At 42.1% G+C, this 15,798-nt stretch carries 8 protein-coding genes; 5 read left to right on the forward strand and 3 right to left on the reverse strand.

The window, feature by feature from the left end; translation table 11 throughout:
* Positions 1-15: 15 nt before the first annotated feature.
* The 3 genes from RG47T_RS25220 to RG47T_RS25230 are packed head-to-tail and all read right to left on the reverse strand — an operon-like array spanning position 16 to position 5,389.
* Positions 16-3,105 carry a SusC/RagA family TonB-linked outer membrane protein gene (locus RG47T_RS25220; RefSeq protein ID WP_074493833.1) on the reverse strand — a complete coding sequence of 1,030 codons (3,090 nt, stop codon included), beginning with the start codon at positions 3,103-3,105 and terminating at the stop codon, positions 16-18.
* A gap of 38 nt (positions 3,106-3,143) precedes the next feature.
* Positions 3,144-4,052, reverse strand: coding sequence for a carbohydrate kinase family protein (locus tag RG47T_RS25225; RefSeq protein ID WP_074493835.1), 909 nt, complete (start codon positions 4,050-4,052; stop codon positions 3,144-3,146).
* An 11-nt stretch (positions 4,053-4,063) separates the two neighbouring features.
* Positions 4,064-5,389 carry a sugar porter family MFS transporter gene (locus tag RG47T_RS25230; RefSeq protein WP_074493837.1) on the reverse strand — a complete coding sequence of 442 codons (1,326 nt, stop codon included), beginning with the start codon at positions 5,387-5,389 and terminating at the stop codon, positions 4,064-4,066.
* A gap of 371 nt (positions 5,390-5,760) precedes the next feature.
* Between RG47T_RS25230 and RG47T_RS25235 the strand changes: the two genes are divergently transcribed.
* The 5 genes from RG47T_RS25235 (at position 5,761) to RG47T_RS25255 (ending at position 15,797) form a co-directional block, all read left to right on the forward strand.
* On the forward strand, positions 5,761-8,496 hold the full coding sequence (locus tag RG47T_RS25235) for a hybrid sensor histidine kinase/response regulator transcription factor (protein ID WP_083627592.1): 2,736 nt from the start codon (positions 5,761-5,763) through the stop codon (positions 8,494-8,496).
* A 239-nt stretch (positions 8,497-8,735) separates the two neighbouring features.
* Positions 8,736-9,377 (forward strand): RNA polymerase sigma factor, encoded by a 642-nt coding sequence (locus RG47T_RS25240; protein WP_139235778.1) that lies wholly within the window; start codon positions 8,736-8,738, stop codon positions 9,375-9,377.
* A 45-nt stretch (positions 9,378-9,422) separates the two neighbouring features.
* Positions 9,423-10,655 (forward strand): FecR family protein, encoded by a 1,233-nt coding sequence (locus RG47T_RS25245; RefSeq protein WP_074493843.1) that lies wholly within the window; start codon positions 9,423-9,425, stop codon positions 10,653-10,655.
* A gap of 162 nt (positions 10,656-10,817) precedes the next feature.
* Complete coding sequence (locus RG47T_RS25250) at positions 10,818-14,432, forward strand: SusC/RagA family TonB-linked outer membrane protein (RefSeq protein WP_074493845.1); 3,615 nt, start codon at positions 10,818-10,820, stop codon at positions 14,430-14,432.
* A 6-nt stretch (positions 14,433-14,438) separates the two neighbouring features.
* On the forward strand, positions 14,439-15,797 hold the full coding sequence (locus tag RG47T_RS25255) for a RagB/SusD family nutrient uptake outer membrane protein (protein WP_074493847.1): 1,359 nt from the start codon (positions 14,439-14,441) through the stop codon (positions 15,795-15,797).
* Position 15,798 lies beyond the last annotated feature (1 nt).

Raw genomic sequence — 15,798 nt, forward strand, 5'->3', positions numbered from 1 at the left:
ATATCTTTTTTCAAGTTAAAAGGTCACATTAACACCCAAGGTAGTGACGATGGGTATCGGGAAATTATTAACAGCATTTTCCGGATCGGTAGCGCTGTAAGAGCTGCTTTTGATCGTTAAAAGGTTACTCGCCTGGATAAATACCCGCGCATCACGGATCTTAAGACCCTTTAACGCCTTCTTTAGGTCGTAACCCAACTGTATATTCCTTAACTTCAGATAAGAGCCATTCTCTACAAAATAGGTTGACCCGCGGCCTTCATTATTACGGTCAACAGTAGTAAGCGCCGGGATAGTAGAATTCGGATTTTGTGGGGTCCAGGCTTGCAGCACCCTGCTCCCCCAATTGGCACCGGGTTGCAATGAAGTAAAATCCGTGAGTACCTTATAGGTGTTGTACACACTATTACCCTGTACGCCCTGTAAGAAGAACGTCAAATCAAAGTCTTTATATTTGACGCCGGCATTAAAGCCATAACTGAAATCTGGGTCGAAACTGCCGATATAATCCTGATCCTTATTGTCAACTACACCGTCGCCATTTAAATCTTTATAGCGGATCCGCCCGAGGCCCTTACCGGGTTGTACAGGGGAGTTATCTACTTCTGCCTGCGTAGTAAAAAGTCCGTTAGCTACATAGCCAAAGATGGAATTCACGGACCGGCCTAAAATGTTCTTGTCGGTTCCGTTACCCGGATAAGAGGTAAGTACCGCTTCCGGCAGTTTGGTCACTTTGTTACGGTAGGCGGATATATTAGCTGAGATATTTATACTTAGGTCCCGGCCCAGGTTAGTATTGTAATTCACCATAGCCTCAAACCCGGTATTCTTAACCGAAGCCCCGTTTGCGGTTTGGTTTCCGCCTTCACCTATTACAGCCAGGTATGCCGGAGTGATCAGGATATCGGTCGTGTTTTTAATAAAGTAATCAAAAGAGCCGGTCAGCGAATTGTTGAACATGCCATAGTCCAGTCCAAAGTTGTTCTGCGTAGCGGTTTCCCATTTCAGGTTAGCGTTGCCTTGCTGGGTTTGTACATAGCCCGACGGTAACTGTCCTGTTCCAGAACCGCCGATATCATAGGCGGTGCCTCCGTCAAATAAACCGGTGATGTTGGTGCCGTAGATCGGGGCATATAAAGTATTGGTGGCATAATTCGGAGCGGACTGGTTTCCCGTCTGGCCCCAGCTATAACGCAATTTTAAGTCGGAAACAAAGGATATTTTGTTCTTGAAAAAAGATTCCTCACTTAAGCGCCATCCCAAAGATGCGGCCGGGAAATAGCCATAGCGGTTATTAATACCGAACTGGGATGACCCGTCCCGGCGTAAAGTAACGGAAGCCAGGTAACGGTCATTAAACACATAGTTGGCTTTTCCAAAAAAAGAAAGCAGTGAGTTGCCTGCCCCGCCGCCACTATTGAGCACATTGGTTGTGCCTGCATTGAGGTAAGCATAGTCATAATTTTCAATGGCGTACCCCTGTCTGCTGCCAGAAAAGTTCTGATTGACCACTTTAATCTGCTCATGTCCAAGCAAAAAGTCAAGCTTGCTTTTTTTGAAATTCAAATTATAGGTCAGGGTGTTTTGCCAGGTTAAACTTCCGTCGTAAGTCCCGCTGGTATTGACCAGGTTAGACGGATCATTTAAAAAGCCAGATACATATGATTTACGGATGGTGCGGGCATAGTTGATGGCATAATCTACGCCAAAATTTGACCTGAAATGCAGGTTAGGTAAAACAGCCAGATCCGCGAACGCATTTCCAAATACCTTGCCGAAATTATTTTTATTTTGTTTATTATCCTCGATCAAACGTAAGGGATTTTGTCTGTCGGCCATGCCGTTTGAAGGGCCGCCCCAGCCGCCGTTGATATCATAAACAGGGGTAGCCGGTTCGTCAATCAATGCCAGGCTGGTAATATCCGTAGTAGGCAGTAACACATCGCGCATATAGGTCGCATTGAAGTTTTCCCCAATCTTTAACCGGTTATTGAAAAAGTTATAGTCAGAATTAAATCTTACTGTAATTTTCTGGTCTCGCGACTCTTTGATGATACCCTGGTTATCATAATATCCTAGAGAGAATAAAGAATTGCCTTTCTCACTGCCGTTAGACACAGTTAAATTATAGGATTGTAAAACAGAGGTTCTGGAAATTTCGTCAAACCAATGGGTATCCGCTGGTTTTAAGGTACGCGCGGCATCCAAATATTCCGGTAACAATACCTTATTCAACACCGGGTTATTATAATTGCCATTCCAATCATATTGGTAGGTGCTGTTATTATTCGGATTGGATCCATCATTGACAGCCGCCCGCCAATATGCTTCGCCACGCTGCTGCGTGTTCAATACATTAAGCTTGCTGCCGTAAAACTGAAGTGAAGTTGTTGCCGAAAAGTTAATACGGTTGGCTCCGGTCTTTCCTTTCTTGGTAGTGACGATGATCACACCATTGGCGGCTCTTGACCCGTATATTGATGCCGATGCAGCATCCTTTAATACCTGTATCGACTCGATATCCTCCTGGTTTAATTCCTGTAAGCCGCGGGTGGTAGGCACGCCGTCAATTACATACAGCGGGTCGGTATTGTTTAAAGTACCGATTCCCCTGATCCTTACGGCTACGTTACCTGCAGGTGATCCGTCTGTTGATATAGTGACACCCGGAACACGGCCCTGGAGTGCCTTAATCGCATTTCCGGCAGGGATATCCCGGATATCCTTTACATTGACAACCGTTACCGCACCGGTAAGGTCTTTCTTACGTTCCTGCTGATAGCCGGTAACTACAACCTCATTGAGGTTATTGGATACCATATCAAGTGTGATGTTAGCTGACCTGGTTTCAGCGGTGACCAGCAAACTGCCCGGTTGCGCACCGATGTAGCTAAATTTCAGGTTCTGGCCATTCTGTGCAGCGATGCTGAATTTACCTTTACTGTCAGTTAATGCAGATTTTTGGGTTTCGAGTACGGTTACAGTCACTGCCTCAAGTGGGTGCCCGGTTTGATCACTGACTGTCCCGGTAATCGTTCGGGACTGCCCATAGCTTGTACCGCAACAGGCATAAAGAAGGGCGCATAGTAGTAATAGTTTTCTCATTTCTCAGTTATTTGGTTTCTATTGGTTATATAGGTTCTTTAGAATATTTTATTCCTAAAAGCGATGTATTCGTCTATAGTATATTCGGGACAACCGCCTTTTTTTGTTGCAATAAAGCCGCCCATCGCTATCGCATTTTTTAATAAGGTCTGTGGTGTTTCTCCCCGGTAATGATTTGCGATAAATGCTGCCAAAAATGAATCTCCGGATCCTATGGTATCTGCTACTTCCACCTCTTTGCCCGCAACATGATAGGCCTTATCCTGATTGTAATAGGAAGCGCCAAATTCCCCTTTGGTAACGATGATCTCCGGAATATTGAAATGATCCTGGATAAACCGGATCTGGGCAGCCTCGTTCCAGTATGAGCCCCTGAATAACACCTGCGCCATTTCCAGTTCAGCCTGGTTGAACTTAACGATGTCGGCTTTTTTCAGCAGATCTTCCAGCAGGTTTCGGTTAATAAACGGGGGCCGCAGATTAATATCAAAAACTTTGATAGCATCACTCTCCAGCAGCTCAAACAAAGTGTCGCGTGAAACGCTGTTCCTCGATGCCAAGCTTCCAAAAACGAAATAAGTTGATGGCTTGATCTGTGTTTTGATAGTCTGACTGTTAACGATAAAATCCCAGGCCACCGGGAAAATGATCTCATAAGACACTTCATTCCCGTTGTTCATTTTGGCAATTACTTCGCTGGTTGGGTGCTCTGCATCTACCTGTAACAAATGTTTTTTGATGCCCCACACATCCAGCAGGCTTTCCAGTTTTTGACCATTTTCATCATTGCCGATTTTACTTACCAGACTGGTTGGCATCCCCAGCTTATTCAAATGGTACGATACATTCAGTAAAGCGCCTCCCGGCTGCGGTCCATCAGGCAAAACATCCCAGAGTATTTCGCCATAGCAAATGGCCGGTGTAATTGTATTTGTTTCTAAACTCATTATTGTAAATATTAATGCATGACCATATTCGTCTCGATTTGCTCTAATGACCTTCCTTTGGTTTCAGGCATGAACTTCCAGACAAAAATCAACTGGCAGATCATCATCGTTCCGAAAAAGGAAAATGTTACTGTACCGCCCAGCTTCTCGGCGAAATAAGGGAAGGAAAAAGCGATCAGCGCCGCCATGATCCAGTGGGTAGAGCTACCGAGGGTTTGGCCTTTTGCGCGCACCTGGTTTGGAAATATCTCAGAAATGAACACCCAAATAACCGCTCCCTGTGAAAAAGCAAAAAAAGCAATAAACAGCATCATATAGGCCGGGATGGCAAAACCATTAAGCTGACCGGAGAAAAAGGTGTAAGCGACCAGGAAAAGAGAAACGATTAATCCAACAGATCCGATCAGCATTAATATCCTGCGTCCTACCTTGTCTATAATATTAATAGCAAGCAAGGTGAATATGAAATTGATGGCACCGAGGCCAACCGTTGATAACAGGGATGAATGTGCGCCAAGTCCTGCCATTTCAAATATTCGTGGCGCATAATAAATAATGGCGTTAATGCCTGATACCTGGTTGAAAAAAGCGAATAGAATGGCCAATACAACAGGTGTTTTGTATTGACCTGAAAAAAGGCTCTCGTTTTTACCCTGATCAGTCAGTTTAGAGCCGCTGATCGCAGCAAGTTCAGTGTCACAGTTCAGTGGGTTAATGATCCGCAGAATTTCGAGGGCCTTGGCAGTCTGACCCTTTTTGAGAATAAGCCAGCGCGGACTTTCCGGTATAAAATAGATCAATACTAAAAATAACAGGGAGGGGAACGCCTGGACTCCCAGCATCCAGCGCCAGGAGGCTTCACCGCCTTGGCTGATGAGGTAGTTGGAAAGATAGGAAACCAATATACCTAATACCACATTGAACTGGAACAAGCCCACCAGCCTGCCCCGGCTATCGGCAGGTGATACCTCTGATATGTAAATAGGAGCTGTTACGGAGGAGACGCCTACACCCAGCCCGCCAAGCAACCTAAATGCTAAAAATATATACCAATTGTCAGCAAAAGCGGTACCAATAGAAGAGAGCAGGTAAGCCGCTGCTACGAAGTACAGCGTATTTTTTCGTCCAAACCGGTCTGACGGACGTGCACCTAATAAAGAACCAATGACTGTGCCTATTAAAGCGATAGAAATGGTAAGACCATGTTCCACTACGGATAAATGCCAGAATTGTTGGATAGATTTTTCGGCTCCTGATATCACAGCAGTATCAAACCCGAACAGAAAGCCACCAAGGGCTACGACCATGGACCAAGCCAGGACGGAATGTTTTCTCATAAATTATTGGTGTTAATTGGTTAACAGATCGAAAGTAGGCCGATTACAGCACAGCTGGTGAATGTTTTTGTACCAAAAATCTCAAAATTTGAACAATTTTATAAGTGATTGAAATTAAGGCTCTTAAATTTTAATGGCAATGTATAAATTATAGAAATCTTTGTTTTTGTTACGCCCATCTCTTGTATGGTTACATATTTAGATACAGGGCTTATCACGCGTTGCAAGCGCCAATTTTGTTATGCCGCTTCATTATGATTATTTTTACAATAGAAACGTATCCCGCCAACCAATTGCGGAGATCTCGCCCGCTATTTGTTGATCATATCCAATTATGCAGTACTATTTATATGAGGTATTTTAGGACCATATTGTCACTTGTTCTTGTTCTCTCCGTCTTCGGGTGCAGGCCAGTTAATAAAAAATCACAATATATTATCGGTTTTTCACAATGTGTGGGGTCTGACCAATGGCGAAAGACAATGCTGGAAGAGATGAAAATGGAGCTTTCGCTGCACCCCGGTGCTGACTTCATTTACGCCGACGCCGACGGGAGCAGTGATAAACAGGTGAATCAGGTAGAAAAAATGCTGGATAAAGGCATAGATCTGCTCATCATTTCACCCAATGAAGCCCGACCACTAACGAAAATAGTAGAACAGGCCTATAATAAAGGTGTTCCTGTGATTGTTATTGACCGAAAAACCGCTTCATCCTTATACACGGCTTATGTGGGTGCAGATAACTATCAGCTCGGTTTGATGGCCGGGACCTATGTTGGCGCGTCTTTGAAAGGCAATGTTAATTTATTAGAAATTATGGGGCTTCCCGGTTCCTCGCCAGCCATCGAACGCGACCGTGGTTTCGAGGATGGAATCCGCAGGTACAAAAATATCCGGATTATAAGCAAGGTATATGGAAATTGGCTCAAAAAAGATGCCGAGGATCAATTGGTCAAAATAAACAATCTTCTTCCTGGCGTAAATGCGGTATTTGCGCATAATGACGTGATGGGCGGCGGTGCACGCGAAGTGTTCGACCGCCAAGGTTTGCCGCGAACTACGAAGATAATCGGTATCGATGCCTTGCCTGGCCCCGGCGGCGGGTTGCAGATGGTTTCTGAAAAGGTACTGGATGCCAGTTTGCTTTACCCTACAGGTGGAAAAGAAGCCATTACTACCGCGTTCCACATCCTTAATAAAGAATCTTTCGAAAGGGAGCATATTCTGCAATCACTGGTGATTGACTCCACCAATGTACAATTAATGAAAATGCAATGGAGCAGGATTAGCAACCAGCAAAAGGATATTGAAAAACAGAAAGGGTTGCTGGAAGAACAGGAAGCGGTTTATAACAGCCAGCAGGTCGTACTCAATATAATCATCATTACATTAGTTCTTGCCATAATTTTGGGTGGGCTGGCGTTCTACTTCCTGATGGAAAACCGGAAGATCAATAAAAGCCTGGAGGTAAAAAACACCGAGATTTTGGAACAACGTAATCAACTGATGGAAATGTCGGTGCTGGCGGAGGCAGCGACCGAGGCGAAACTTAATTTCTTCACTAACATTTCACACGAATTCCGTACGCCATTGACGCTCATGCTATCACCAATAGAAGAACTTTTTCAAAACGAAAAGATCATCGCGATTGCAGGGCGCCAGCTTAAAATGGTGCATCAAAATATTTACCGTTTGCTGCGCCTGGTCAACCAGTTGATCGATTACCGCCGGGTAGAATATGATAAGCAGCAATTACTGGTTTCAGAGAACGATCTGGTCGAGTTTTTAAGAGATATCGTAGAAAGTTTCAAGCATCATGCCGGTAAATTAAAGATCGAACTTAAATTTTCCCATGCGGAAAAAGAAATCAAATCCTGGTTTGATGTCAATATGCTTGATAAGGTGTTTTTTAACCTCTTGTCTAATGCGATCAAGTTTAGTCCGGAAAAGGGACAGATCCGCATTCATATCAGGAAAGACGAATCTCAGGTTTATATTGACGTAGCGGATAGCGGGGTTGGTCTGAGCCCGGATGAGGAAATTAAAATATTTGACCAGTTTTACCAGGTCGAACATCATAAAGGCCAGGGATCGGGTATCGGACTTTCACTTTCCAAGGAGATTGTTCAGCTTCATGGCGGCACAATTGATGTTCACAGTCAAAAATGGAAGGGAACAACTTTTACTGTTACTTTACCTTTAGGAGCGCAGCAGTTTAATGAGCAACAAAAATCAAATATACCCCTAAGCCACGATGAAATCAGTGAAAAGTCGAAGATCTACCAGGCTGACCTGGAACGAATAGGTAACCTTGAATTAAATGAGGCGTTTGGTACTCCTAAAGAATATTCCCTGTTACTGGCTGAAGATAATGCTGAACTGCTTTCCTACCTCAAAGAAAAATTATCAGAACAATATGATATCTATACCGCAGCCAATGGTAATGCGGCTTTAAATGAAGCCTTTGAAAAAGTCCCTGACCTCATTATTGCGGATGTAATGATGCCAGGTATAACCGGAAAATTACTCGTAGAAAAGTTGAAATCGGATGTGCGTACTTCTCATATACCTGTGATATTGCTCACCGCACAGGCAAGTATGGAACAACAAATCGACGGACTGAAATCCATGGCGGATATGTATATCATTAAGCCGTTTAATTTTGCTTACCTTCTGGCTAATGTCCAGAACCTGATCAGGAACAGGTTGAAATTAAAAGAGCATTTTTCCAGTGATATCAGTGGTGACATGGATAAGCTCCCGTATTCGAAAAACCTCGACAAAAAATTTGTTAACGATTTTTCAGGGATCGTTGAGCAAAACCTGTCTAATGAGCATTTCAACGTTGATGACATCTGTAAAATAATCGGTATTTCCAGAGTGCAGCTATATCGCAAAGTCAAAGCTTTGATGGGTTGCAGTATTACCGATTATATTTTGAACAGGCGTTTAAAAAAAGCCAAACACCTCCTCATCAACGAAAACTATACCATTGCGGAAATTACCTATATGATCGGTTTTTCCAATCCGAATTATTTCGCAACGGTATTTAAGGCAAAATATGATTGTACGCCAAGCGAATTCAAAAAGAACAAGTTTCATTGACGTTTGATGCAATGCAGAAAAACCGCCTGGTCCATTTTCAAGGTAGTCGGAGTCCGGATCCTTGATGTATTGTCCGGAACATTTTATTCGACCTGTGTAATAGCAATATTTTGCTTTTTGGGCGCGGCAGTGAGGACAACGAAAGGCTGAAATGAGCCCTGGCATATAAAATCACGTTATAAACGATAGTATATTATCACCATATTATCTTTAACTTAGATAATTGTAAAATTTTTGTTGTGAACGATTGGCCAGATAAAATTTCAAGAGGATCCGATTTAGCGTCTGACTGGCACACTTTCCTTCATCAATCAAGTGAGCCAGCCTTCAAGCGTATCTACACTCATTATTATGATTATTTTTCCTTCATTGGAAACAAAAGAGGATTTCATGCCGTGTTGGTGCAGGATACTGTAAACGAAATATTTCTATATATATGGGAAAATTCAACGCGTCTGATGCACGTTAAAAATCATCATAATTATCTGATATCTTCTTTTTTGCACAAGCTGTATAAGGACGACAGCATCAAAACTGAAGATATTGCCGCTTTAACAGATCTTCCTGAATCTCTTTTGGTGCCTTCAGTAGAAACCGTTCACATATACAATAACAACAACGCTAAATACACCCAAGCATTACTTAATGTTGTAAACCAGTTGCCCGAAAGGCAACGTTTAATGATATATCAGAAATTTTATCTCGGCTTATCTTATAATGAAATATCAGAAGCCAACGATGTCTCTGTAAATACCGTTTATAATACCGTTTATAAAGCTATATCTAACTTGCGGGCTATAATTGATGATGAAGATTTGCTCCTTTTTAGTCTTATTTCTGCTTTTCTTATATTTTTTTTATTTTTTTTCAATAAAGGATAGTGAAAATGAGAATTAATTTGCCCTATTGTACGAAAAGCAATAGAAATGGATCAAACGCAGTCGGAAAACTTACTTAAAGATGAGTCATTCATCAATTATTGTCTCGAAAAAAACGAGAATGATACCCTTTACTGGCGAAATTGGATCAATGATCATCCCGATGCTCAGCCGGAAATAACTAAACTTAAAATTCATGTTATAAGCTTAGGTATAACTGCTGCCCAGCAGCAAAGGGAATCGCAATACCTGCTATTGCAGCAAAGTATAAAGAGACCTTATCAAAATATTAAAAAACTTAAACCTTATCACAAATTTTATTATGCAGCTGCATGCCTGTTGGCGTTTGCTATAGTTGGGGCCTGTTTCATTTTTGCCAATAAAACTGCAACCAGTAATTACAGCACTAATAAGAAGCACGATGTTGCACCTGGTGGCAACAATGCCGTACTTCTTTTGGCTAATGGCGAAAAGATAAATCTTACAAGCGCCAAAACGGGTTTATTGGCTCACCAAAAAGAAGTAAGCATATTTAAAAATGCTGATGGTCAAATCCTTTACAAAGCTAACAATCAATCAAATGGTGTTGATGGTCCTTCCGTCGGGACAAATACCATAGAAACGCCGGCTAAAGGGCAGTACATGGTTGTTCTACCTGATGGCACGAAAGTTTGGCTCAACGCAAAAACGACCTTAAAATATCCTGAAACATTTGCTAAAAATAGTAGGGAGGTAGAATTAAACGGAGAAGGATATTTTGAAGTGGCACATTTGGCTGATCCTAAAACAGGCGAAAGGGTAAGATTTACCGTTAAAACTATTTCCGCAGTAAATATAAATAGTAAAATACAGTACATAGAGGTATTGGGTACACACTTTAATGTTAACTGTTACCCAGATGAGCCCGATGCTGTAACGACGCTTCTTGAAGGTAGTGTGAAGGTAACAGATGGCGATCAAAAACGGGAAGCCCTGTTACATCCGGGCCAGCAATTAATAAACGGAGATCGTAGTTTTAATGTAGTACAGGCGAATACAGACGCAGCTATCGCCTGGAAAAATGGTGAATTTGTTTTTCATGAAGATATCAGCAGCGCTTTAAGAAAAATTGCTCGCTGGTACGATGTGGATGTAGTTTATCTCCCGAGTGCTCCCCAGCACCTGATGTTGGGCGGATTTATTTCACGACAAAACGAATTGTCGGAGGTGCTGAACCTGATGGAATCTACTGGGAAAGTTCATCTTAAACTTGAAGGAAGGAGGGTTTTGGTTACCGAATAATTACTCACAACTAATCAAGACCGATAAAATAAAAAGCCAAAAGTGCTGTAAACACTTCTGGCTCTGATTTGTCAGGTTTTACCCGATTTTAAACTTACAGTTAAACCTGCAAAAACGCTGGAGCTTCCAAACAATAGCGCTTTGCAATAACAAAACGAACAAATGTATAAAATTTATACTAATGAATTTGTCGTGCCTAAACGACAGCTCCAAAAAACCCTGCGTATTATGCGATGGACGACCCTGTTTCTATTGGTTGGCTTTCTTCAGGTTAGTGCGGCAACCCTGGCCCAGCACGTAACGCTGAAGAAGCAAAATGCTTCACTCGAAAGTGTATTGCAAGAAATTCATCGTCAGAGTGGTTTTGATATTGTTTATGATCTCGAAGTCCTAAATAAATCAAAATCAGTAAACATTGATATAAAAGATGCCACAGTTCAGGAGGCTTTAACCGCTGTGCTTTCTGGCAGACAGCTTTATTTTGAGGTTGATAAAAAGAAAATTGTCATCCGGGAAAAAACACTTTTTGACAAAATCAAAGATGTGATCCCTGCGAGTGTTAATATCAGGTGTGTCGTAACAGATAGCCTGGGTAGCACGCTTCCCGGCGCATCTGCATACGTTAAGTTTAGTAGGATTGCCTATGTGGCTGATTCAAAAGGCGAGTTTGTAGTTCCTGATGTATCTGAAGCTGGCGTGGTGCTCTTGGTGTCTTATGTAGGTTATGAAACGCAGGAAGTGTACGTCAATATCCGGGACAAAAGCCCCTTCAAGATCACGATGAAATCTACAATGAGCCGCTTGAACGAAGTGATCGTGTTATATGATGGTTATAGTAAAATTTCTAAAGAACGTGCGGCAGGTGCTTATGCCTCTATTGGTCACGATGAACTTCAAACAACACCAAGCCCAAACTTGCTTGAGCGACTGGCTGGTAAACTGCCGGGCGTAAATGTTGACCTTAAAGGTAATACTATTCAGGTAAGGGGAGTCAATGATTATACTACGGTTGGCTCCCCGCTTATTGTAGTCGACGGTTTTCCGCTTATTAGCGGTAACGACCAGCCGCGCCTAACTACACCACTTGGCAGCGTTTCAGGCAACGCCATAATTAACAGATTTAATCCAGATGATATTGAACAGATCACCGTATTAAAAGATGCTTCTGCAACTTCGATATGGGGGTCACGCGGTGCAAATGGTGTAATCGTTATTGAAACGCGTAAAGGTAAAAAGGGAATGCCTGTCATTAATGTTAATTATACGTTAGGCATTTCGCAAAGGCCTAACCTTAAAAATCTGTCGTGGATGAATAGCAGTCAGTATATTGACCTGGAGAAAGAGCTTGTTAACAGCGGCCTAATAACCGATCCCGCGCTGGCACCCAGCTATAACGCACTTTATACGGCAAATAACAGTGACGCTACAGAGTGGATGTTTCGCGTTAAAAGAGGTACTGCTACGCCGGCACAAAGAGATGCTGCCCTCGCTGAACTAAGTACCCATAATTCACTTGATCAAATCAACAAATACCTGTTGCAAAACAGCGTTACACATCAAACCAATATTTCTGTTTCCGGTGGGGCTGAAAACACAACCTACAATGTGTCCGGAAATTATACAAGGAATCAGCCTTTTTATAAAAGCAACTATGGAGAAACATTTTACTTAAATTCTAATCTTTCGTCCGGCTTGTTCAATAAACGCTTGATTTTTCATAGCGGTTTAAACTATCAGTATGATAACTCCCAATACAATGGAGCTGCCGTTGATGCGCTGTCAAGTACAACCACTTCTTTAAGGCCATACGACAATTTGGTAGATGCAAATAATAATCATATACAACGTACTTACCTTTTCAGGCAATCTATTGCAGATAGTTTGGTTAGAACAGGATATTTGCCGTTCAGTTACAATCCCATTGATGAATTAAATTACTCTAACACTCAGTTAAAGACTAATACTTTCAGGATAAATGCCGGCCTGACCGGTAAAATTACCAAATGGCTAAATGCTGATGTATCGATAATGAGCCAGAAGCAAATTGCAGGTACTATTGGTATCAATGAACTGAACAGTTACAGCAACCGTATCCAGTTAAATACCGCAACCTCCGTTGCAAATAATGGTAAACTTATTTATGGACTGCCTTATGGCGGAACATATTACGAGGATAATATGAATGCCTACGATACAGGACTCAGGGGCCAACTAAACTTTGATCATACCTTTAAACAGGATCACCAGGTGACTGCGTTGTTAGGTACGGAAGTCCGGGAAACAGGAAGTAAAGATGGATTTTCTACAAGATACGGGTTCAATCAGGACGCAAACAGCATAGGCGTATTTAACCCTGGCGACCCATACATGACACTTTATGGTTATTCTCAAACTTTGGGTAATAACCTGTCGGGTATAACCGAGACAAGAAGAAGATATCTTTCTTATTACGGTAATGCGGGTTATAGTTTCAAAGACAAATATTTTGCAACCGGAAGTTTTCGTTTTGATGATGCTACCCTTGTTGGAGTGGCGCCCAGTGTAAGGGCAAGGCCTTTTTGGTCTACTGGCCTAAGGTGGAATGCCACGCGGGAAGACTTCTTAAATAACGTTAGCTGGTTATCTAATTTTGCTTTACGCGCCTCTTATGGAACTTCGGGTACTATACCAACTGCAGGTTCTAATATTACTTTGCTTGCTGTAAACAGCACCTCAGATAGTCGCACCGGTTTAACAACTGCTTCAATTACCACACCCGCAAACAGTGCCTTACGTTGGTCAACTACCAAACAATTAAACTTAGGTACAGATTTTAGCCTTTTTAAAAGTCGATTAATAGGCAGTTTCGATTATTATACCAAAGAAACCGATGGAATTATCAGGTACTTACCTTTTAACCCAACTTACGGATGGGCGGGGTTATACTATAACACGGCTAAGTTAAAAGGGCACGGGATAGATTTAGGGATAACAGGTGAAATCGTCAAGTTAAAACAGTTTCACTGGAGTTCAACGTTTAACTTTAGTTATACTACTAATCGAGTGACCGATGAGCGTTTTGATAACCAAACCGCTAATCTGATAACAGGTTCAACTTATGTAAACGGGCTTCCGATTGCAACCTTATTCGTTTATCGTTGGGCTGGTTTGGATAACCAGGGTGAATCGCAAATATATGACAGAAATGGTAAGATCGTTTCAAGTACTGCTTCAACTGCAAATTTTACACGTGAGGATTTGAAATATGCTGGTGTTACTAATCCGCCTTACACTGGTGGCTTTTTCAACACCTTTACCATGGGGCCATTTACTTCAACGGTACAAATGTCGTACTATTTCGGCAGCGTATTTTTGCGCCAATCTGTAACTACTAATAACTATCCAACAAGTGGTAATTCAACTTTTTACGGATCTCTTGGTAAAGTTGCAGATTTGGCTAACCGTTGGCGTCAGCCGGGTGATGAGGCAAAAACGAACGTACCAGGTATAGCAAACTCGAGCTTTAGCAGTATTTACCGTTATCAGTTTTCGGATGCATTGTTAGAAAAGGGAGACCATATCAGGTTACAGCAAGTAAGCCTTTCCTACAATGTTCCGGCAAGGCTATTGCCTAAAAATTCAATTAAGGCTTTATCAATAGGTGCCAATGTGCAAAACCTGGGTATTATCTGGCGGGCGAATAAAGATCACTTAGATCCATTGTATACCAATACATCCAACTATTCAAACCTGCCGCCCGCAACAAGTTATCTACTTCGTTTAAATGCCTCATTCTAAAAAATTATGAAAATATATATATATGCGATTTTAGTGCTGTTGGTTACCGCAACCAGTTGCCGTAAATATGTTGAAATTACCCAGCCGGGTATACGCACACCCAAATATAAAACCGACTATCGTTACCTGCTGGATAATGCCCAGATATTTGAGGGTAGTTATAGTTTCCCCATATTGTCAGGCGATGATACAGAATATACTGATCCGAATCAGCAAAATAGTATAACAAGCATATCGGCTAGCGTTTACACTTGGAGCGATATCTATGTGCCGGAAACCGCTGGTGACGTTGATTGGGAGAAGCTTTACAACATTATTTACAATTGTAATGCAGTTTTAGATGGAGTATTGACATCTGAAGGTGGGTCTGATGCCATGAAAAAGCAGCTTTATGCGGAAGCGTTGGTACACCGGGCCAATTGCTATCTGACCTTAATTAACCTCTATGCCAAACAGTATAATGCAACTACCGCCGCCACCGATTTGGGTGTGCCTCTTTTGTTGACTCCCGATCTTTTTGCTAATTTAAAAAGAGCCCCTGTTAGTACGGTTTACAGTCAGATCTTAGATGACCTGAAACATTCCGTAGCAGCACTGCCTGCTGTACCTGATTATAACATCAGGCCATCAAAGGCAGCAAGTTATGCCCTATTGGCAAAAACTTATTTAAACCTACGCGATTTCAATAATGCTGGATTATATGCAGACAGTACCCTTAAAATACAAAATACATTACTTGACTTAAAAAATTATAGTGCTACACCGGGCACAATACCCAAAAGGCTTAGCGATCCGGAAATCATCTTGTCAAAAATTGTAAACGGAAGTTTTACAGGTATACCTATCAGTGCTAACGCTTTAAACATTCTGGGTACTAACGATTTGCGCTATACTTTGTTTACCAGGGACGGTTCAGCTTTTTTTCCATCATTTAATGGTCGTGCAAATTGGAGGTATAGATTAAACGGCGAGTCTGTAATACAAACGGGACTGTCGGTGCCAGAAGTAATGCTCACCAAAGCCGAATGCCTGGCACGTCAGGGCGACGTGGCAGGGGCAATTACCATTGTTAACACGCTGCGCAAAAAGCGTTTTCTCGCTACGAACTATGCTGACATTACTGCAGCAGATGCTAATGTTGCGCTGAAAGTTGTTGTTGACGAACGTGAAAGGGAGTTTGCCGGTCGAGGGTTCCGCTGGTTTGATCAAAGGCGGTTAAATTATGATGCCAGCTTTGCAGTAACAAAAACAAGGGTGTTCAAGGGCAATACATATACCCTTGAGCCCAGCAGTAACCGCTATGTATACCCTATAGGACAAAAGTATATTTTGCTTAACCCCGAGATTCAGCAAAATCCTAGATAAA

This window comes from Mucilaginibacter polytrichastri, from assembly GCF_001911425.1.
GTDB classification, from domain to species: domain Bacteria; phylum Bacteroidota; class Bacteroidia; order Sphingobacteriales; family Sphingobacteriaceae; genus Mucilaginibacter; species Mucilaginibacter polytrichastri.